Here is a 20,213-nt window from a genome sequence, read left to right on the forward strand (position 1 = left end):
CTACCCGTTTGACGTACCACCCGAGGTGCGAGAGATGGCGGCTGCTCTGCCCGGCGGGGCGATCGACCTGTCCCGCGGCGTACCGTGCGACCCGGTCCCTGCGGTGGTGGCCTCTGCTCTAGCTGAACCGGGCCCGGCTCGACCGTACCCGCCCTCGGTCGGGACACCAGAGCTCCTGGATGCCGTAGTCGGTTGGTGTAGCCGAAGGATCGACGTGACCCTCGAGGCTGAACAAGTCGGGGCCTGTGTAGGCACCAAGGAGCTGGTCAGCGGACTACCTCACCTCCTGAGGCTCCGTAACCCCGAGCGGGACACGGTCCTTCATCCGGCCGTGGCCTATCCCACCTACGCCATGGGAGCAGTTCTTGCCGGCTGTCGGGCCGTGCCGGTGCCGCTGGACGCCGAGTGGCGGATCGACCTCTCGGCCGTCAACGAGGCTGACGCGGCTCGGGCCCTGTGCCTGTGGGTCAACACCCCAGGTAACCCGGCGGGCGGGCTGGATGACCTAGGGGAGGCCGCCCGGTGGGGGAGAGAGCGGGGCATTCCGGTGTTGTCCGATGAGTGCTATGTGGAGTTCACCTGGAGCGGCCCTCCCCGGTCGATTCTGCAACACGGTGTCGAAGGGGTGCTAGCTGTGCACTCGCTGTCCAAGCGGTCGAACCTGGCCGGCTTGCGGGTCGGCTTCTATGCCGGCGACCCCGACCTGGCCTGGTACCTACGCGAGACCCGCCGCCATCAGGGTTTCCTGATTCCGGGTCCGGCCCAGGCGGCGGGGGCGGCAGCGCTGCGGGACCAGGCTCACGTGGAGGTCCAGGCCGCCCGCTACCGGCGACGCCTGGAGGTACTCGTCGAGGTTCTCGGAGCCGTGGGGGTCGAAGCCAGGATGCCGGAGGGCGGTTTCTACCTCTGGGCGGAGGCGCCGGGAGGCGACCACATGACCCTTGTCCGGCAGTTGGCCTCAGAGCTCGGGGTGCTAGTTAGCCCGGGCACCGTCTTCGGCCCGGACGGCGCCGGTCGGGTTCGGGTGGCTGCCGTGGTCACCGACGACGAGCTAGAGGTGGTGCGCCGTCGGGCCGACTCCCTCTCCGGCTAACCGTCCTGCGCGCACCGGAACCGGTCCCGATTGACGCGGGGCCTGGCAGTAGCCTCAGCACCATGTCCGACCTCCAGACACAGATCGAAGAGCTGTGGGCCGGGAGCGCTGACCTGTCGGTCGACGACGCCGGGGCCAACGCGGCCATCCACGCCGCCATCGACCTGTTGGACACCGGGCAGGCTCGGGTGGCAGAGCCCGACGGTTCCGGGGGGGTGGTGGTCCACGAGTGGCTGAAGCTGGCCATCCTCCTGTTGTTCCGCCAGTCCCAGATGACCACCATCGAGATGGGCCCCTTTGAGTTCACCGACAAGATCCCCCTCAAGACGGGCTGGGCGGAGCGCCGGGTACGGGTGGTGCCCGGCGCTCAAGCCAGATGGGGCAGCTACCAGGGTCCCGGCGTCGTGATGATGCCCAGCTACACGAACATCGGCGCCTATGTGGGCGATAACACCATGGTCGACACATGGGCCACCGTCGGGTCCTGCGCCCAGATCGGACAAAACGTCCATCTCTCGGGTGGGGTGGGCATCGGCGGCGTGCTGGAGCCGCCCAATGCCGTGCCGGTGGTGATCGGCGACGACTGCCTGATCGGCAGCCGATGCATCGTGGCCGAGGGGGCCCGGGTGGGCAACGGAGCGGTGCTGGGGGCCGGGGCGGTCCTCACCGGTTCCATCCCAGTGATCGACGCCGAGACCGGCGAGGAGATCTCCCGAGGTGTTGTACCCGACTGGTGTGTGGCCGTGCAGGCCACCCGGCCGAAGGTCTTCGAGGGCGGAGAGTACGGACTGCCGTGCGTCCTCGTGCTCAAGCGCCTGGACCCCGGCGAGCGCCACGACAAGTCGACCCTCAACGACGTGCTGCGTCGTCACGGCGTCACCACCTGACATCGGTCTCCCTGCCGTGACCGACCTGCTGGCCCTGACTGCCGAGCTGGTCGACATTCCGTCGGTCAGTTTCGACGAGGCCGACCTCGTGGCTCGTCTGGAGGCCGAACTAAGGGCCGTACCAGGGCTCGGCGTTGACCGTATCGGCGACAACCTGGTGGCCCGGACCGACCTGGGTCGTGACCACCGCCTCATCCTGGCCGGTCACACCGACACCGTTCCCGGCGACACCACGGGGTCCCGCCTGGACGGTGACACCCTCTGGGGTTTGGGGGCCGCCGACATGAAGGGCGGCCTGGCCGTGATGCTGGAGTTGGCCCGGACCATGTCGGAACCGGCGATTGACGTGACGTGGGTGTTATACGCCCGCGAGGAAGTGGCCATCGCCCACAACGGCCTTCGGGAGTTGTTCGCCGAGGCTCCGGACCTGCTGGACGGTGATGTGGCCATCCTCGGAGAGCCGACCGGTGGAGCCGTCGAAGCGGGCTGCCAGGGGACGATGCGCTTTGAGGTGACCCTGGCCGGCACCCGGGCCCACACGGCCCGGCCTTGGATGGGACGCAACGCCGTCCACCGCCTAGGAGGGCTGCTGGACGCCCTGAACGGCTACGAGCACCGGGAGCCCGTAGTGGACGGCTGCCGGTACCGGGAGGCCCTCCAGGCCGTGCACGTCGAGGGCGGGGTGGCCGGCAACGTAGTGCCTGACCGGGCCATGGTGCGGATCAACCACCGTTACGCGCCGGACCGGACCGGCGACGAGGCCGAAGCCCACGTGCGGGGGTTCCTGGCCCCGCACCTGGAAGAGGGCGACGAGGTGGATTTGGTGGACCACTCGCTGGCCGCCGCCCCGGGGCTGTCTCATCCCCTCCTACGGGCCGTCGTGGAACGGAACGGCCTGAAGGTAGGGGCCAAGCTGGGTTGGACCGACGTGGCGTTCTTTTCCGAGCGGGGAGTACCGGCGGTCAACCTCGGTCCGGGAGAGTCGACACTGGCCCACACCGCGGACGAGCGGGTGGAGCGGTCGTCGTTGGAGTCCTGCTACGCCGTCCTGAGGGACCTGATGGAGAACGGGATCTGAGCCGTCGGAGTGCCAGACCCCCCGACGGTGGTCTCAGATCCGACGTAGGACGGTCACGACCTTTCCGAAGACCGTGACCTCGTCGGCTGGGTAGCGCTGTTCGGAGAAGGCCGGGTTGGCCGGGACCAGGACCACGGTCTCGCCCTCGGTTCGGAAGTGCTTCACGGTGCCTTCGCCGCCCGGGATACCCGCCACCACCAGGTCGCCCTGGTCGGCGGTGGGCTGAGAGCGCACAACCACGTGGTCGCCATCCAGGATGCCCGCCTCGATCATCGAGTCGCCCCGGACCCGGAGCATGAACAGCTCCCCATCGCCGGTGAACTCGGCGGGGAGGGGGAGGGACCCTTCGACATTCTCGTGGGCCAGGACGTCAACTCCGGCCGCCACGTCGCCGACCAAAGGAACGTGACAGATCGGAGCACGCTCCACCGGCGCACCGCTGACCGGATCGAACCGCACCTCGATGGCTCGGGGCTTGCTGGGGTCACGGTGGAGGAAGCCGCGGTCCTGGAGGGTGGTCAGGTGAGAGTGGACGGTCGACGGGGAGGTGAGGCCGACCGCCGTGCCGATCTCGCGGACCGACGGTGGATAGCCGCGCTGGCGGGTCTCGGCGTCGATGAACTCAAGGATCTGCTGCTGTCGCTTGCTGAGCCCTGTCTCGGTCATGGTGCGTTCTTTCCGCTGATTGACCGACGGGTGCCGGTCGATTTGACAACGAACATATGTTCGATACACTGATCACCGTGATCGAACACCTGTACGCCGAATACATGTTCCCCGAACAGGCGTTCCATGTCAAGGACCCTATGCCGGTCTCGGGGCCGGCCTGTCACACCCGATCGTCAGGATGGATCACATGGACACGATGACCCTCGACACCCGAGCCCTCCAGCTTCCGCTCGATTTCTCTGACGGTGCCGGGCCCGCTTCGCCATACCGGCCCTCTCCGGCCCCGTCGGCCCTACGGCGCCTGGTAGCCGACGTCCTATCGGCCGAACCGGCTGCAGTTGCCGCCCGGCGCGAGGCGACCCCGGTCCGCCCGACGGCTACCAGCCTGACCGTCTACCGCCGCCGCCGCCTGCTGGTTGCCGTGACCCTCGGCCTCCTAGCCTCCGCTCTCTCCCTCCTAGGCGGCGAGCTGGTCGCCCGGGTCACCGGCACGCCCGGATCGGCCGTCGTCGAGGCGGCAGGCGAGCCCGTGGTTTATGTGGTCCAGCCGGGTGACACGCTGTGGTCCATCGCCGAGCGGATCACCCCGGACGACCGCGACATCCGCCACACCGTGGACCGCCTGGCCGCGTCCACCGGTGGGGCGATGCTCCAGCCGGGACAGCGGGTCGTCCTGCCCTCCAGCTAAACCAGCGTCGTCGCCGGATTCGATCCCGTGCCTAGGAGACCAGGTACCGGCAGAAGAGGAACCCGTCCTCAGACAGCACCCGGTGCAGACCGAGGCGGATCGGCACGGCCAGGCTGGGACCGTCCAGCAGGGCCCGGCCCCCGAGGCCCACGCCACCGACCAGCATCGGCGAAATCGACACGCACAGCTCGTCTACCAGGCCTGCAGCGAACAGTTGGTGGTTGAGGTGTGGCCCACCCTCGCACAGCACCGTCCGCGCTCCGATGTCGTTGAGGGTGGCCAGGAGCCCGGTCAAGTCCACCAGCGTCTCACCGCACACCACCAGCTCAGCCAGCGGCTCCAGGGCAGCCCGGCGGTCGGCAGGAGAACTCGAGACGGTAGCCACCAGGGGTGCCGGATCACCGGGGTCGTTCTCGGCAAACAGGGGGAGGGTGGGGTCAAGGTCCAGGGAGCCGGACACCACCACCAGGCGGGGCCTCGGGGCCCGTCCCTCGGCGGCGCGTCGGGAAGCCACCGGACCGGCGGGGTCTTGAGGCGGTCGGTAGCCCTCAGCTCGCACGGTTCCTGCACCGACCAGGACCATGTCGGACAGCCCACGGAGCGCCTGAAAGACGTGGCGGTCGCCGGTTCCGCCGAGGCCGCCCGACCGACCGGCCACCGTCGTGGCACCGTCCATGGAGGCCACCATGTTGACGACCACCCACGGACGACCCGGGGGAGCCGGCCGGTCGTCGCCGAGATAAGCCTCGACCGGGTCAACCTCGGGCCCGTCGCTGGGGTGGAGGATTCGCACGGCGCGACGGTATCCGGTCCAGGCTGTGGACAACCCCGTGGTCGTCCACCGGGAATTCCACAACCAATCCCCCTATCGGTCCACAGGCTGGTGTCCGTAGGTTCCCCCTCGTGGTCGGTGGCGGTCGGCTCGGCACGAACCATCACCCCGACCCGTTGGGGTGACGCTGGGAGGTCCGCACCATCCGTCGCGACGGGTGGAGCCCGGGTCTCCTCGACCTGGGCCAGCCGCTGTCGGCCACGACCTCGGAGGTCGTCGGGGCACCGGAAGGGTGTCACCGAGGGGCCGTACCATCGGTACGGGTAGACCCAGAATCGACAAGGACCGCAGGAGGGCGGAAGGGCACATGTCGCTGGCATCGGAGCGGGGGATCCTGGGGATCCGCCGCCGCTTCACTACCCCGGAGACCGACCCCTACGACCAGGTGGCGTGGGAACACCGGACCTCTCGCCTGGTTGACCACCGCGACGGCAGCGTGGCCTTCGAACAGGACGACGTCGAAGTGCCGTCCTCCTGGTCGTTAAATGCCACCAACATCCTCGCCCAGAAGTACTTCCGGGGGCCGCTAGGCAGCCCGGAGCGCGAGGGCTCGTTGCGCCAGGTCGCAGACCGAGTGGCCGGAGCGATCGCCGACTGGGGCCTGCGTGACGGCTACTTCGTCGACGGCGACGAGGCCGACGCCTTCGCCGCCGAGCTCCGGTACCTGATCGTGACCCAGCGGGCAGCCTTCAACTCGCCGGTGTGGTTCAACATCGGCGTTCCCGGCGTGCCCCAACAGGCCTCGGCTTGCTTCATCCTCTCCGTGGACGACGAGATGTCATCCATCCTTAACTGGTACGTCGAGGAGGGGACCATCTTCAAGGGCGGTTCCGGTTCTGGCGTCAACCTGAGCGCAATCCGGTCAAGCCGGGAGGTGTTGAGGGGCGGCGGGAATGCCAGCGGGCCGGTGAGCTTCATGAGGGGTGCCGACGCGTCGGCCGGCACCATTAAGAGCGGAGGCAAGACCCGACGGGCGGCCAAGATGGTGATCCTCGACGCCGACCATCCCGACGTCGGGGACTTCATCTGGTGCAAGGCCCGTGAGGAGCGCAAGGTGCGGGTACTGGCCGAGGCCGGCTTCGACGTCGGCTTCGACGGCGCCGACAGCCACTCCATCATGTACCAGAACGCCAACAACTCGGTCCGGGTCACCGACGAGTTCATGCAGGCCGTCGAGTCCGACGGCGACTGGGACCTCCGGGCAGTTACCGACAGCGCGGTAATCGAAACGGTTCGGGCCCGCGGCCTCTTCCGGCAGATGGCCCAGGCGGCATGGGAGTGCGCCGATCCCGGCGTCCAGTTCGATACCACCATCAACCGCTGGCACACCGCGTCCAACTCCGGCCGGATCACGGCCAGCAACCCTTGCTCCGAGTATGTCCACCTCGATGACTCGGCCTGCAATCTGGCCAGCCTGAACCTGCTGGCCTTCCTCGGGTCCACCGACGACGAGACGGCGGGTATCGGAGGTTTCGACGTAGACGGCTTCTGCCACGCGGTCGAGGTGATGCTCACCGCCCAGGAGATCCTGGTCGGTAACGCCGACTACCCGACGGTGGCCATCGGGGAGACCACGCGGGCCTTCCGCCAACTGGGTCTCGGCTATGCCAACCTGGGCGCCCTCCTGATGGCCCTCGGCCTGCCCTACGACAGCGACGAGGGTCGGTCAGTGGCCGCCGCTGTCACCTCCCTGATGACCGGACACGCCTACCGGACTTCGGCCCGGTTGGCCGACCGGATGGGCCCCTTCGACGGCTACGAGCACAACCGGGAACCCATGCTGGGCGTCCTGGACATGCACCGGGAGGCTGCCGAGATGCTGGACGACGACGTGGCACCCGAGCTGGTGGACGCTGGCCGGACGGCGTGGTTCGAGGCCTGTGCCCTTGCTCAACGCGTTGGGGTGAGAAACAGCCAGGCCACGGTCCTGGCCCCCACGGGCACCATCGGCCTGCTCATGGACTGCGACACCACGGGCATCGAACCGGACCTCAGCCTGGTGAAGCACAAGCGCCTGGTCGGGGGCGGCACTATGTCGATCGTCAACCGCACCGTTCCCCGTGCACTGGCCCGGCTGGGCTACGACGACCAACAGGCGACTGCCATCCTGGCCTGGATCGACGAGCACCAGACGGTGGTCGGCTGCCCGGAGGTTCGGGCCGAGCACGTGGCCGTGTTCGCCACCTCCATGGGCGACAACCCCATCCACCACATGGGCCACATCCGGATGATGGGGGCCGTCCAACCGTTCCTGTCCGGGGCCATCTCCAAGACCTGCAACATGCCCGAGGACGTCACCGTCGATGACGTCGAGGAGCTGTACATGGAGTCGTGGCGGCTCGGCCTGAAGGCGGTCGCCATCTACCGGGACAACTGCAAGGTGGCTCAGCCCCTGTCCACCGGCCACGAATCGACGCCGGAGCCAGCCGCCGCCGTCGAGGATGTCACCGCGGCCCTGGCCGAACCGGTCCGCCGCCGACTGCCGCGGCGCCGCCGGTCCCGCACCCTCGAGTTCCGGGTAGCGGACTGCAAGGGCTTCGTCACCGTCGGTGAGTACGACGACGGCCGTCCGGGAGAGGTGTTCGTCCGCGTCTCCAAGCAGGGTTCGACCCTGGCCGGGATCATGGACGCCTTCGCCATCTCGCTCAGCCACGGCCTGCAATACGGCGTTCCGCTTCGGGCCTTCGTCGACGCGTTCACCGGGATGCGGTTCGAACCGGCCGGAATGACCGACGATCCCGACCTCCGAATCTCCACCAGCCTCATCGACTACCTGTTCCGACGCCTGGCCGTCGAGTACCTGACCGCCGAGGAGCGGGCCGAACTGAACATCTTGACCACTAGCGAACGCACCCAGCCCACCCTGCCCGGCGTAGAGGAGTCCGTCACCGAGACCCGTCAGGGATCCGAAGTACCGCCAGACCCCCCCACCGTTCCGTCGGCCACCCAGTTTGCCGCTCACCTGGCCCTCGGGTCCCTGGGCGCTTCCGGAGCCGACGCCCCCATGTGCATGCAGTGCGGCGTGTCCATGCAGCGCGCCGGGTCCTGTTACGTATGCGCCGACTGCGGTGCCACCAGCGGGTGCTCGTGACCGCTCGGCTTGCACCCGAGGTCCGCTGATGGCCGTGTTGCGGTTCTCCTTCGGGACGATGGGCTCCGGCAAGAGCACCCTGGCTCTCCAGATCCACCACAACCTGAAGCAGCGCGGCCTGCAAGGGATCCTCTGCAGCCAACTAGACCGTTCGGGTGGCAAGGTCTCCAGTGCCTTAGGGGTCTCGGCCGACGCTGTGGAGGTCGGACCCAAGTTGGACCTGTTCGAGATGGCCCTGGCCGTGGCATCCCGCCGGGGCAGCCTCGACTACCTGGTTTGCGACGAGGCCCAGTTCTACCGTCCCGAACAGATTGGCCAACTGGCCCGCATCGTCGACGAGTTAGGGGCCGACGTGTTCGCCTTTGGTCTGCTGACCACCTTCCAAGGTGAGCTATTCGAGGGCACCAGGCGGCTGCTGGAATTGGCCGACGAGCGGGTCGAGGTCCAGGTTGAGGCCCGCTGCTGGTGCGGGTCGCGGGCCACTCACAACGCCCGTCTGGTGGACGGCGTGCAGGTCTACGACGGCAAACTGTTCGTTATCGACGACCCGAATGACGAACGGGTGACCTACGAGTTGCGTTGCCGGCGCCACTGGCTGTCCGGCCAATCTGGTCCAGTGGCCGGCCAGGGAGAGGCCCCGGAACGGTCCGGGTCAGAGACCGAGCCGGCTCGTCAGGTGGTTTGACAGGTCCCCGACCAGGTCGGCCCGGTAGGTCCGCTCGCTGAACCTCCAGGACCCGCCCACCATCTCGAACCGGTCGAGGTAACGGCCGCTTATGACCGGTTGCAACGGCCCGCCGTCGACCTGTTGGAACACCGTGTAAGTGCTGCGGCAGGCGGCCGTTCCCGCCTCTTCGTCGACCTCCAGGATGGGGGTGCCGACCAGGTGGCGGGTCCGTGGGGTTCCGTCGGCGTGGATCCGGATCAGCGAGGTCCAGAGGGCCAGCAGCCCGTCGCGGTCCACGACCACCGGGGGCTCAGCATCAGCGTCCAGGACCACCCGGGCGTGGGCGAACAGGTCAACGCACTCCTCGAGGCGGCCGGCGTCCATCAACTCGGCGTACCTGTATAGGAGGTTGGCGATCAGCGTGTCGGCGGTGGTCACCGCAGGAACCTAACCCCGAACGCCGATCCCGAACCGCCGGGGAGTGGGCGGTAGCGTGCGCCCATGACCGACTACCGGCCGCCGTTAGCCGACATTCGTCTGGTCCTGGACGAGATCGCCGACATCGCCGCCATCTGCGAGCTGCCCAACTTCGAACACGTAGACCGGGAGATCGTCGACGGCGTACTGGACGAGCTGGGGCGGTTCGTGGCTGAGGTCGTGGCGCCGGTCAACCGGATCGGTGATGAGGAGGGTTGCTCGGTTACCGACGGTGTGGTCACCGTTCCCGACGCGTTCGGCAAAGCGTGGGACATGTACGTCGAGTCCGGGTGGGGGGCCATCTCGCAGGACCCTGACTACGGGGGCGGAGGCTTCCCGGGCACCGTTCAGACAGTGATGACCGAGATGCTGGCCACCGCCTCGCGAGCCTGGTCGATGGGGCCGATGTTGACCGTAGGGGCCCTGGACGCCCTGCACACCTTTGCCGACGAGGGCATGAAGGAGACCTACCTGCCGCGGATGGTGACCGGCGAGTGGTCGGGCACCATGAACCTGACCGAACCACAGGCCGGTTCCGATGTGGGCGCCCTGACCACCCGGGCCGTACCCGGAGACGACGGCACCTACCGAATCTTTGGGACCAAGATCTTCATCACCTTCGGCGAGCACGAGCTCGCGGAGAACATCATCCAACTGGTCCTGGCCCGGACCCCGGACAGCCCCCCCGGCACAAGGGGTATCTCCCTCTTCGTGGTCCCCAAGTACCTAGTCGGCGACGACGGGAGTCTGGGGGAACGCAACGACTACACCTGCGTGTCGGTCGAGCACAAGCTGGGCCTACATGCCAGCCCGACGTGCGTGCTTTCGTACGGAGACGCAGGCGACGGCGCGGTGGGCTACTTGGTGGGCGAGGAACACCAGGGCATGCGGTACATGTTCAAGATGATGAACAACGCCCGCCTTGGGGTGGGCGTGGAGGGCCTGGCCGTCACCGAGAGGGCCCTGCAGCAGGCTGCCGACTACGCCGGGGAGCGACGCCAGGGACGGGCCATCGGTGGTCCCGCCGGTGAACAGGCGGTCATCGTGGACCACGCCGACGTCCGACGGATGCTGTTGACCATGCGGGCCTACGTTGACGCCATGCGGTGCCTTCTCTACCTGAACTCGGCGACCCTCGACATGGCCACCCACCACCCGGACGAGACAGTCCGCCAGAAGGCCTCCGAGAGGGCCGAGTTGCTGACCCCCATCTCCAAGGCCTGGTGCACAGACGTGGGCGTCGAAATGACCTCATTGGGCATCCAGGTCCACGGGGGATATGGCTACATCGAGGAGACGGGAGCCGCGCAGCATTTCCGGGACTCCCGGATCTCGCCCATCTACGAGGGCACCAACGGCATTCAGGCCATGGACCTCGTAGGTCGCAAGTTGCCCATGCGCGAGGGCGGGGTCATGGGCGACCTCCTCGTTGAGATGGCAGCCATCGATTCTGACCTGGCCGCGGCGGGCGAGGATTTCGTGACCATCCGCAGCGGCCTAGCCGATGCCCGGTCGGCCATGGAGGAGGCCACCTCGTGGCTGATGGCCCACGGGCTGGCCGACCCGAACGACGCTCTGGCCGGTGCCACTCCGTACCTGAGGATGTTTGGCCAGCTGGCGGGCGGGTGGCTCCTGGCTCGCCTCGCCCTGGGTGCCCGCCGTCGACTCGACGCTGGCGAGGGCGATGCCGACCACCTGGCTACCAAAGTGGTGGTCGCCCGCTTCTACGCAGAACAGTTGCTGCCCGTGGTCCGCGCCCAGCTCGGGGCGGTCACCGCCGGCGCCGGGGACCTGTACGCCGTGCCCGCCGACGGCTTCTCGGCCTAATCGGGACAACCCACGGTGGTGGCGTCGATGGCCGGGTTGTTCGGAGCCCTCCCCAGCCCGTCAGCCAACTCGCTCTCGATCGGACCGCTGGAATTACGGGCCTACGGCTTGATGATCGCCCTGGGTGCCCTGACCGCCGTGGCCTGGAGCCGGCGGCGCCACGCGGCCCGGGGTGGAGACCCGGAGGACATGTCGACCATTGCCCTGTGGGCCGTGCCAGCCGGGCTGGTCGGATCACGGCTGTACCACGTGGCCACCGACTGGCGGTCCTTCCAGGGGCGGTGGGAGGACGTGCCGGCACTCTGGCAGGGTGGCCTGGGTATCCCGGGAGGACTGATGGCCGGCGTGACGGTCGGCGTCCTGGTGGCCCGCCGCCGCGGTCTGTCCATGGCCGGGGCGATGGACGTGATGGTGCCGACCATCCCGGTGGCCCAGGCCATCGGCCGGTGGGGGAACTGGTTCAATCAAGAGGTGTTCGGCAGGCCGACCGACCTGCCATGGGCACTGGAGATCGATGCCGCCCACCGCCCCTCTGGCTACTCGGAGGCTGCGACCTTTCACCCAACCTTCCTCTACGAGGGGCTGTGGAACGTGGCCCTGGCCGTGTTCCTGGTGCGGATCGAACGACGGGGGGTCCTGCGACCCGGATACCTGGTCGGCCTCTGGGTCTTCGGCTACGGGCTGGGACGCCTCTGGGTGGAGGCACTCCGGGTAGACCAGGCCTCGCTGATCGTCGGGGTCCGGGTCAACACGTGGATGGCCCTGGCGGCCATCGGAGTGGGTGCCGTGGTGACGTGGACCGGGCGGACGGCCAAGTCGCCAGCGGGTGCCGGGAGCGACGGGGCCACGACATGACCATCGACGATCTCCCGAGGAGGGACCTGAAGCGGGTCGAGCGGACCTTCGCCTTCCTCGACATCAGCGGCTTCACCGCCTACACAGACAGGGAGGGCGATGCGGCGGCCTACGACGTGATCCGTAACTTCAGGAACGTCGTCCGGCAGGTGGCATCAGAGCGGGGGGTACGCATGGCCAAGTGGCTGGGCGACGGAGCGATGATGGTCGGGGTCCATTCGGAGGACCTGGTCGAAGCGGTCATCGACATCGAGCGTCTGGTCGACTACACCCAGTCGCCCCGACCCATGCGAGCCGGCATCGCCCGGGGGCCGGTGCTCCTCATCGACGGCGATGACCACGTCGGCAGGGCGGTGATCCTGGCTTCGCGGCTCTGTGATCGAGCGAAACCCCACGAGATCCTGGCCCAGGTGGGAACGGTGAACCTGGAGATGGTGAACGCCGAGGCGGCCCCCCTGGGTTGCCACGAGATTCCCGGCTTCGTCGAACCCATTGACCTGGTCCGCCTCACCCCGGTGGGCGACTCCTGAGCGATCGGTGTCCGAACAACCCCACCGGGGCACCGGGCTCACGCCGTTTGAGGCAGCGGTGGCCGCTGTGCTGACCGACCTGACGCCCGGCGAGGTGATGACCTACGGAGAAGTGGCGGCCGAGGCCGGACATCCGGGGGCCCATCGGGCCGTCGGTCGTTTCCTACGCGACCACGACGGCCACCCCTGGTGGCGGGTGGTGACCTCCACCGGCCGTCTAGTTCCGGGCCATGAACTGGAGCAGGCCCGGCGCTTAGCCGCCGAGGGCGTAGCCACCGCCGACGGTCGGGTCCGACCCGTCTGAGTTCCTGTCGCGCCGAGCAGTCCACCCGCTATGACGGGGCGCCGGTAGGCTGGGTGGTGCCCTCCCGGGTCCCGTCGGTCGCTGGTATGCCGACACCGGGTTGGATTCGTCACCCAGCGGAGAGCGGTGGCGAGACCTGCCGACAAGCGGGTGACGACACGGCGGCCCGGCCGCCGGGAAAAACAGGCAGTCCGATGACGACGACCCAGTTCGCCGACTTGGGCATCGACCAGGACCTGGTTGATGCCCTCGCCGAGCGGGGCATCACCGCCCCGTTTGAGATCCAGGCCCTGGCCATCCCCGACGGGCTGGCCGGCCGCGATGTGTGCGGCAAGGCCAAGACCGGCTCGGGGAAGACACTGGCCTTCGGCCTCCCCCTGATCCAACGCCTGCCGAAGGCCAAACCCCGGTGTCCCACCGGCCTTACCCTCGTGCCGACCCGGGAGTTGGCCGTCCAGGTCTGTAAAGAACTGGCGCCGTTGGCTGCCGTCCGGGGTCTGACCGTCGAGGCCATCTATGGCGGCGCCCCGATTGAGAAGCAGACCGCCGCCCTGGCTAAGGGCGTGGACTTCGTGGTGGCCACTCCCGGCAGGATGATCGACCTGATCCAGCAAGGCGAGGTCTCGGTGACCGACTTGGAGGGCGTCGTCATCGACGAAGCCGACCGGATGGCCGACATGGGCTTCATGCCTCAGGTTGAGTGGATTCTCCGCCATGCCGAAAAGGATCACCAGACGCTGTTGTTCTCGGCCACGCTGGACGGGATGGTCGGTGCTCTGATCAGCCGCTACCAGAACGACCCAGTCACCTACCAGGTGGCGGCCCGGGAGGTCACGGTGGCTGAGATGGAACACCGGTTCCTGGCCGTCCACGAGATGGATCGGGTGCGGGTGGCGGCCCGGATCATCGGGGCCTCAAATCGGACCATCATCTTCTCTCGCACCAAGTGGGGGGCCGACAAGCTGACCGGCAAGCTTGTCGGCGAGAACGTGAAGGCGGCCGCCATCCACGGTGACCTGCGACAGGCCCAGCGGGAGAAGGCGTTGGCCGATTTCATTGCCGGGAAGATCGAGTGCCTAGTGGCCACCGACGTGGCCGCCCGCGGCATCCACGTAGACGACGTGGAGGTGGTCATTCACTACGACCCTCCGTCCGATGCCAAGACGTACGTCCACCGTTCTGGACGGACGGCCCGGGCCGGCGAATCAGGCATGGTTGTCAGCCTGGTGCTCTGGAACGAGGAGTTGGAGGTCCGAAAGCTGCTGCGACGCCTCGGGATGAAGCAGCCCATCGTGGAGGTCTTCTCCAACGACGAGCGGCTCGACGACCTGATGGCCTGGGACCCGGCCGCCGAGGCCGCCTGACCCCGACCATGACGGGACCCGGCCGGCGGTGACCGACCGGCGAAACGACCGGGAGGCCGACCGCCTAGCTGCCGAGGCGGCTGCGGTCCTACAGGGTGCCGACGACCGTCGGCGCCGTGGAGCCTTCTTCACGCCCCCCGACGTGGCGGCGGCCCTCGTCGGCCACGTGGTCGGGGGGGGAACGGTGGTCGATCCGGCCTGCGGGGCCGGGGTGTTCCTGCTGGCTGCCGCCCGACGCCTCTACGAGGACGGTTGCGCCGATCGTCGAACCCTGGTGCGGCGGTGCCTTTTCGGGGCCGACGTGGATTCGGCTTCCGTGGTCGCCACCCGCCGGATCCTGGCTGCGTGGGCCGGAGTCGATCCCGACGAGGTGGTCGGCGTGGTAGTCGGAGATCCGTTGCGGGACGGTTCGTCGGTGTGGCCGGACAGGCCGCCCGACGGCTTCGACAGCGTGGTCGGAAACCCGCCGTTCCTGGGCCAACTGCGGTCCTCCACTGCCCGAACCGACCGGGATCGTGCCCTTCTGGGGGAGCGCTTCGGATCCTTGATGGGGGCCTACACCGATGCGGCCTGGCTCTTTCTGTCGGTCGGGCTGGACCTTCTGGCCCCCGGGGGGCGGCTGGTGCTCATCCAGCCGCAGTCTGTGCTGGCTGCCCGGGACGCCGGACCGGTACGCGACCAGTTGGCCGCCGAGGGTCGACTCGTCGGGCTGTGGTTGGATCGCTCGAGGGTGTTTGCCGGTCGGACCGAGGTCTGTGCGCCGATCGTGGAACGGCGGATCAGGGCCGGCGGGCCTGACCCTGAGGTGCTGCTACTGGCCGACCGGAGGGTGGAGCCTGCTGGAACGGTGGCGGTACCGGTCGCCGGCCGACCCTGGGGCCCTCTGGTGGCCGGCCTGCTCGGCATTCCCGCCGTGCCCCGGGCCGGCCCCGAGACGGTCGTCGACCGGGCGGCGGTGACGGCCGGCTTCCGTCAGCACTACTACGGGCTAGTCGGGGCGGTCCACGAGCGGACCGGGCCCGACGATGACCGGCCGCCGCTGGTCACCACGTCGGCGGTGGATCCGCTTCGGTGCCGCTGGGCGTCCGCCCCGTGCCGTTTCGATGGGCGCCGCTGGTGTGCCCCGGTGGTCGACCGGGCGGCGGTGGCCGCGCGCTCACCCGAGGTGGCCGCCTGGCTGGATCGTCGCCGACGACCCAAGCTCCTGGTAGCCACCCAGACCGCCATCCTGGAAGTTGTGGTCGATCCGGTAGGCGACCTGGTGCCGCTCACGCCGCTGATTGTCGTCGAGCCCGAGGTAGACGACCTGTGGCACCTGGCGGCGACCCTCAGCGCTCCGGTTACTGCCGCCCGCGCGGCACGTCGCTCGGTCGGGGCTGCCCGGACCGCTGGCCGGATCAAGCTGTCGGCTGGCCAGGTAGCGGCCCTGCCGCTCCCGACGGACCGGGGAGCGTGGGACACCGGAGCCCAGATGGCCGAAAGGTTGCACGATCTCGGGGCCGGCGCCCCGGCGGAGGCCTGGTTGGCTTTCGGCGACGCCATGGGTCGGGCATACGGCGTGCACGACGAGGGCCTCGTTTCGTGGTGGTGGGGCCGCCATCCGGCCCGGCGGGACGCTTGATCCGAGGCGTTTGAACACCTGATCTGGGGCGGTTGCGCTCCTGGTCGGATGAGGTACCGAAATTCGCCCTGCCGGACGGTGGCTGCGAGGGCCTACACTGTTCTGACAGACATCACGAGTGGCCCGGTTCGCCGGGTCCGGCAACCTGGGACGGACACCCAAGGTGCTCGCTCACCGGCAACGGTGGGGATGTGGCCCGGAAGGGCAACGAAGTGTCCGCCGGCGGGCCTCCGGGTTCCGCTGTCGGCGCAGAGCGCTGGAGTCCTCCCGGTCAGGAGACCGACTTCATGACGCACGAACGGGTGAGCGGTGACGGGACCTCCGTCGACCAGCCCCGTCATCCGCGCGCCTACACGTCGGACCTGCCGGTCACCGGGGCCTGGCTGCCAGGCGATCCGGTGGGGAACCGACAGTTCACCCCGGTGGGCTCCGGTCGCCCCTTCGTCCTAGAGGGCGGTGGCGTCCTGTCCGACGTCACCATGGCGTTCGAGACGTGGGGGGAGCTCTCGCCAGCGGTCGACAACGCCATCCTGGTCTGCCATGCCCTGACCGGCGACAGCCATGCCTACGGAGAGGTCGGTGACGGCCACGCGACCGAGGGCTGGTGGAACGGCATCATCGGACCCGGTTGTGGAATCGATACCGACCGTCACTTCGTGGTTTGCGTGAACTCGCTGGGTGGATGCCAGGGGTCCACCGGACCGTCCTCGATCAACCCGGCGACCGGCGTCCCCTACGGTTCGTCTTTTCCCACGGTGACGACCCGTGACATCGTCCGATGTCAGGCCGCGGTGGCCGACCACCTGGGCATCGACCGGTGGCTGGCCGTCGTCGGGGGGTCCATGGGTGGCATGCAGGTCCTGGAGTGGGGCGTGATGTTTCCCCACCGAGTCCGGACTATCGCCCCCATCGCCACCACCCTGGAGGCCACCGCCCAGCAGGTGGCGTGGAGCGCCGTGGGGCGCACCGCTCTGGCCCTCGATCCCCGTTTCCGGGGCGGCGACTACTACGACGCCAAACCGGGTGACGGCCCGTTCGCCGGACTGGCCATTGCCCGGTCGGTGGCCCAGATCACCTACCGCAGCGCCGAGGTGTTCGACGACCGGTTCGCCCGCGATCTCGTGGACCCCCGGGCGTTGTTCGGCCAGTGGGACCGGTTCCAGGTCGAGTCCTACCTCGACTACCACGGAGAGAAGCTGGTACGTCGATTCGACGCCAACAGCTACCTGGTGCTCAACCGCACCATGGACCTGCATGACCTGGCCCGAGACCGGGGCAGCATGGAGTTAGCGGTGCAACGCATGGCCGGGCTGCCGGCGCTGACCCTGAGCATCAGCTCCGACGTTCTGTACCCACTTCCACAGCAGGAGGCCATCCGGGACGCCATTCGGGCGGCCGGGGGTCGCTGCGACCACCACGTGATCAAGAGCCCGGACGGGCACGACGGCTTCCTGCTGGCCACTCGCGAGGTCGGGTCGTACCTGGCGGACTTCCTCCAGGAGGTGGAGAGCTCATGACCGAACCACGCCACGACGAAGGGCCGGAGGTCCGGCCCGAGACGACGGCCATCCTGGCCGGACGGGCCGCCGCCGACCGGTCGCTGGCCCCCGTCCTGTACCCCACGTCGACCTTCGAGTTCGACACGGTGGAGCAGGGCCGCGACCTGGCCACGGCGCTGGCCCCGGAACGGTTCTACAGCCGGTACGGGAACCCCACGGTCCGCGCCTTCGAAGACACCATCGCCGAGTTAGAGGGCGGGGAGGCCGCCCGGGCTTTCGCCTCGGGCATGGGAGCAATCAGCACCGTGGTGCTGGCCGTCTGCTCGTCCGGCGACCACATCGTGACCCAGCGCCAGCTGTACGCCGGGACCCAACTGTTCTTCCAGACGGCCTGTCCTCGGCTGGGCATCGACGTGACCTTCGTGGACGGGACCGATCCGGAGGCGTTCGCCGCCGCCGTGGTTCCCGGTAGGACGATGCTGGTGTTCGCCGAGACGCCAGCCAACCCGCGGTTGGACCTGGTGGACCTCGACGCCCTGGGAGCTATCGGTAACGCCTTGACGGTGGTCGACTCCACGTTCGCTACCCCGCTCGGGCAGACCCCGCTGGCCCACGGGGTGGACCTGGTCCTCCACTCGGCCACCAAGGGAATCGTCGGCCACAACGACGCCACTCTGGGCGTAGTGGCCGGCTCTGACGACCTGCTGGCCTGGCTGTGGGGGTTCGCGGTGCTCCACGGGGCCAACGCTTCGCCCTACGACGCCTACAACGCCCACCGGGGCGTGCGGACGCTAGACGTCCGGTTGCGGGCCCAGGCCGAGACGGCCCAGCGCTTGGCCGACTTCCTCGAGAGCCACGGGGCCGTCGCCGAGGTGCGCTATCCGGGGCTGGCTTCCCATCCCCAGCACGACCTGGCCGTCCGCCAGATGCGATCCATGGGTGGGCTGCTGACCTTTGACCTGGCTGGGGGGATCGACGCCGGACAGCGGTTCGTGGAGGCCACCGCGATCGCCCGTCAGGCCACCTCCCTTGGTGGTCCGGAGACGCTGGTTTGCCACTCGGCCACCAGTACCCATGTCGGCCTGACCCCGGAGGAGTTGGCGGCGTCGGGAATCGGCGAGGGGACGGTCCGGGTGTCGTGCGGTTTGGAGCACGTCGACGACCTGCTGGACGACTTCAGTCGGGGCCTCGAGGCCACTACCGGCTGACTGGCGTCCACCGACCGCCCCGTGCCGGAGATCCTGGAGGTCGAGGCCTACCGTCGCTTGGCCGAGAGGGTGGTCGGACGGACCATCTCGGCTGTCGAGGCGCCCGATGCCTGGTTCGTGAAGGGCGGCGCCACCCCCGAGGCCGTGGCTGTCGCGTTGGTGAACCGCCGAATCACGGCGTCGCGTCGGCACGGCAAGGTGCTGCTCCTGGATTCGGGCGGGCCGACCCTCGGGCTGCGGTTCGGTATGACGGGCCGCCTGCTGGTCGACGGCGAGGCAGCCATCCGATACCTGCAATGGGGAGGTCGACGGTCCGATCCGTCGTGGGTGCGGTTCGGCCTGCGGTTCCGGGGCGGGGGGCGCCTGTGGATTGATGACCCGCGCCGCCTGGGTGGCGTGGAGTTGGAACCCGACGTGGGAGGTCTCGGCCCTGACGCCTGGACGGCCACGACAGCGGAGTTCGAGCAGGCGCTGGCTGGTGGGCGGGGGCCGTTGAAGGCACGGTTGCTGGACCAGGCCCGCCTGGCCGGCCTGGGGAACCTCCTGGTCGACGAGGTCCTGTGGCGGGCCGACCTGTCACCTCACCGGCCAGCGGGATTACTGGACACCGACGAGGTCCGCCGGCTCCGCCGGGTAGTTCGACGGGTGCTGGACCAGATGGACCGGCGGGGCGGCTCCCACACCGGGGACCTGTTCGACGCCCGGAGGCCGGGTGGCGTCTGCCCACGTGACGGTACCGGCCTGCGCCGGGCCACGGTCGGCGGACGAACGACATGGTGGTGTCCGGCCCACCAGGGTTGAGCTTCCCAACTACCATCACGTCCCGGAGTAGGGGGCAGCCCGTGACGCAGAGGCGTTGGACGACCACGAGATCGCCACGTGCCGGCCTGGCCGCCGTGGTGCTGGCCGGCGGGATGCTGGTGGGTCTAGCCGGGCCGGCTTTCGCCCAGGTCACGACCGTCGAGACGGTTCCGCCGGAGGTCGACGAGGACGGTCGGACGGCGGGAGACCGCATCGATCGGATCGTGGTCACGCTGCGGGTGCTGGCCGGTGTCGTCCTGGTGGGGACCGCCGCCTACTGGTGGCGGACCAGGCCTGTCAACCGTCAGCCCCTGACTGTCGCTGACGACCTGGAACTAGAGGGCGAGGACCGCGAGGACCGGATGCCGACCATCGAACCCCCGGACGAGGTCGAGGAGGTCACGCTGCTCCCGGCTGTCGGACCGGTCGTAGCGTCGTCCGAGTCTCTTGAGGAGGGCTGAGCTGTGTCTAAGCCGGAACTAGATCTGGACGCCATGGTGCAGCGGTTCCGAGAACGCGCCGCTGCCGTGCGGACTCGGACCCTGCCACCGGTGGGCGGCGAGGAGCGTCAACGGTTCATTGACCAGGCCCAGGCCGACTTCCAAGACTTCGCCATCATCGGTGACGCTGAGGCCACCCTGGACGATGGGATCCTGACCCTCCGCATCGACCTCAGCGAGGGATCTGAGGGCTGATCCCCGCCGACCCGTGAACGCTAAACG

General features: G+C 68.8%; 20 protein-coding genes and 1 riboswitch. Of the genes, 17 read left to right on the top strand and 3 right to left on the bottom strand.

Features of this window, described 5'->3' with window-relative positions:
* Window positions 1–34: 34 nt before the first annotated feature.
* The 3 genes from MK181_07370 to dapE all read left to right on the top strand — a co-directional run bounded on the left by MK181_07370 (window position 35) and on the right by dapE (window position 3,058).
* The gene (locus MK181_07370; GenBank protein MCH2419619.1) at window positions 35–1,093 is read left to right on the top strand and encodes an aminotransferase class I/II-fold pyridoxal phosphate-dependent enzyme; all 1,059 of its coding nucleotides are present in this window, start codon (window positions 35–37) and stop codon (window positions 1,091–1,093) included.
* Window positions 1,094–1,155: 62 nt separating this feature from the next.
* Window positions 1,156–1,980, top strand: a complete 825-nt coding sequence (locus MK181_07375) for a 2,3,4,5-tetrahydropyridine-2,6-dicarboxylate N-succinyltransferase (protein ID MCH2419620.1) — start codon at window positions 1,156–1,158, stop codon at window positions 1,978–1,980.
* Window positions 1,981–1,996: 16 nt separating this feature from the next.
* Window positions 1,997–3,058: a succinyl-diaminopimelate desuccinylase gene (gene dapE, locus MK181_07380; GenBank protein ID MCH2419621.1), complete on the top strand. Its 1,062-nt coding sequence runs from the start codon at window positions 1,997–1,999 to the stop codon at window positions 3,056–3,058.
* Window positions 3,059–3,091: 33 nt separating this feature from the next.
* On the opposite strand, the gene lexA is transcribed toward dapE, so the two are convergent.
* Window positions 3,092–3,724 carry a transcriptional repressor LexA gene (gene lexA, locus MK181_07385; protein ID MCH2419622.1) on the bottom strand — a complete coding sequence of 211 codons (633 nt, stop codon included), beginning with the start codon at window positions 3,722–3,724 and terminating at the stop codon, window positions 3,092–3,094.
* Between the two features lie 190 nt (window positions 3,725–3,914).
* Here lexA and MK181_07390 point away from each other — a divergent pair, with 190 nt between their 5' ends.
* The gene (locus MK181_07390; protein MCH2419623.1) at window positions 3,915–4,415 is read left to right on the top strand and encodes a LysM peptidoglycan-binding domain-containing protein; all 501 of its coding nucleotides are present in this window, start codon (window positions 3,915–3,917) and stop codon (window positions 4,413–4,415) included.
* A gap of 31 nt (window positions 4,416–4,446) precedes the next feature.
* Here the strand turns inward: MK181_07390 and MK181_07395 are convergent, their stop codons facing one another.
* Window positions 4,447–5,208 (bottom strand): dihydrofolate reductase family protein, encoded by a 762-nt coding sequence (locus MK181_07395; GenBank protein MCH2419624.1) that lies wholly within the window; start codon window positions 5,206–5,208, stop codon window positions 4,447–4,449.
* Window positions 5,209–5,554: 346 nt separating this feature from the next.
* Between MK181_07395 and MK181_07400 the strand changes: the two genes are divergently transcribed.
* On the top strand, window positions 5,555–8,338 hold the full coding sequence (locus MK181_07400; protein MCH2419625.1) for a vitamin B12-dependent ribonucleotide reductase: 2,784 nt from the start codon (window positions 5,555–5,557) through the stop codon (window positions 8,336–8,338).
* A 28-nt stretch (window positions 8,339–8,366) separates the two neighbouring features.
* Window positions 8,367–9,023 carry a thymidine kinase gene (locus tag MK181_07405; GenBank protein ID MCH2419626.1) on the top strand — a complete coding sequence of 219 codons (657 nt, stop codon included), beginning with the start codon at window positions 8,367–8,369 and terminating at the stop codon, window positions 9,021–9,023.
* Here MK181_07405 and MK181_07410 read toward each other — a convergent pair.
* On the bottom strand, window positions 8,991–9,443 hold the full coding sequence (locus MK181_07410) for a nuclear transport factor 2 family protein (GenBank protein MCH2419627.1): 453 nt from the start codon (window positions 9,441–9,443) through the stop codon (window positions 8,991–8,993). The genes MK181_07405 and MK181_07410 overlap by 33 nt on opposite strands.
* A gap of 63 nt (window positions 9,444–9,506) precedes the next feature.
* Here MK181_07410 and MK181_07415 point away from each other — a divergent pair, with 63 nt between their 5' ends.
* The 11 genes from MK181_07415 to MK181_07465 all read left to right on the top strand — a co-directional run bounded on the left by MK181_07415 (window position 9,507) and on the right by MK181_07465 (window position 20,186).
* Complete coding sequence (locus tag MK181_07415) at window positions 9,507–11,309, top strand: acyl-CoA dehydrogenase C-terminal domain-containing protein (protein ID MCH2419628.1); 1,803 nt, start codon at window positions 9,507–9,509, stop codon at window positions 11,307–11,309.
* A 27-nt stretch (window positions 11,310–11,336) separates the two neighbouring features.
* Entirely contained in the window at window positions 11,337–12,164 is an 828-nt protein-coding gene (gene lgt, locus MK181_07420) for a prolipoprotein diacylglyceryl transferase (protein MCH2419629.1), read from the top strand.
* Window positions 12,161–12,694, top strand: coding sequence for an adenylate/guanylate cyclase domain-containing protein (locus MK181_07425; protein MCH2419630.1), 534 nt, complete (start codon window positions 12,161–12,163; stop codon window positions 12,692–12,694). Before lgt ends, MK181_07425 begins: the two co-directional genes overlap by 4 nt.
* Window positions 12,695–12,701: 7 nt before the next feature.
* On the top strand, window positions 12,702–12,998 hold the full coding sequence (locus tag MK181_07430; GenBank protein MCH2419631.1) for an MGMT family protein: 297 nt from the start codon (window positions 12,702–12,704) through the stop codon (window positions 12,996–12,998).
* 194 nt (window positions 12,999–13,192) lie between these two features.
* Window positions 13,193–14,362 (top strand): DEAD/DEAH box helicase, encoded by a 1,170-nt coding sequence (locus MK181_07435; protein MCH2419632.1) that lies wholly within the window; start codon window positions 13,193–13,195, stop codon window positions 14,360–14,362.
* 28 nt (window positions 14,363–14,390) lie between these two features.
* Entirely contained in the window at window positions 14,391–15,983 is a 1,593-nt protein-coding gene (locus MK181_07440; protein MCH2419633.1) for an SAM-dependent methyltransferase, read from the top strand.
* 104 nt (window positions 15,984–16,087) lie between these two features.
* Window positions 16,088–16,205: riboswitch (SAM-I-IV-variant riboswitch) on the top strand.
* A gap of 65 nt (window positions 16,206–16,270) precedes the next feature.
* Complete coding sequence (locus MK181_07445; GenBank protein ID MCH2419634.1) at window positions 16,271–17,500, top strand: homoserine O-acetyltransferase; 1,230 nt, start codon at window positions 16,271–16,273, stop codon at window positions 17,498–17,500.
* Window positions 17,497–18,690, top strand: a complete 1,194-nt coding sequence (locus MK181_07450; protein ID MCH2419635.1) for a PLP-dependent aspartate aminotransferase family protein — start codon at window positions 17,497–17,499, stop codon at window positions 18,688–18,690. The genes MK181_07445 and MK181_07450 overlap by 4 nt, the downstream gene beginning before the upstream one ends.
* Window positions 18,691–18,711: 21 nt before the next feature.
* Entirely contained in the window at window positions 18,712–19,491 is a 780-nt protein-coding gene (locus tag MK181_07455; GenBank protein MCH2419636.1) for a hypothetical protein, read from the top strand.
* Window positions 19,492–19,532: 41 nt separating this feature from the next.
* Window positions 19,533–19,952 carry a hypothetical protein gene (locus MK181_07460; GenBank protein ID MCH2419637.1) on the top strand — a complete coding sequence of 140 codons (420 nt, stop codon included), beginning with the start codon at window positions 19,533–19,535 and terminating at the stop codon, window positions 19,950–19,952.
* A gap of 3 nt (window positions 19,953–19,955) precedes the next feature.
* Complete coding sequence (locus tag MK181_07465) at window positions 19,956–20,186, top strand: hypothetical protein (GenBank protein ID MCH2419638.1); 231 nt, start codon at window positions 19,956–19,958, stop codon at window positions 20,184–20,186.
* Window positions 20,187–20,213 lie beyond the last annotated feature (27 nt).

It is taken from the genome of Acidimicrobiales bacterium (assembly GCA_022452035.1).
GTDB lineage: Bacteria > Actinomycetota > Acidimicrobiia > Acidimicrobiales > MedAcidi-G1 > UBA9410.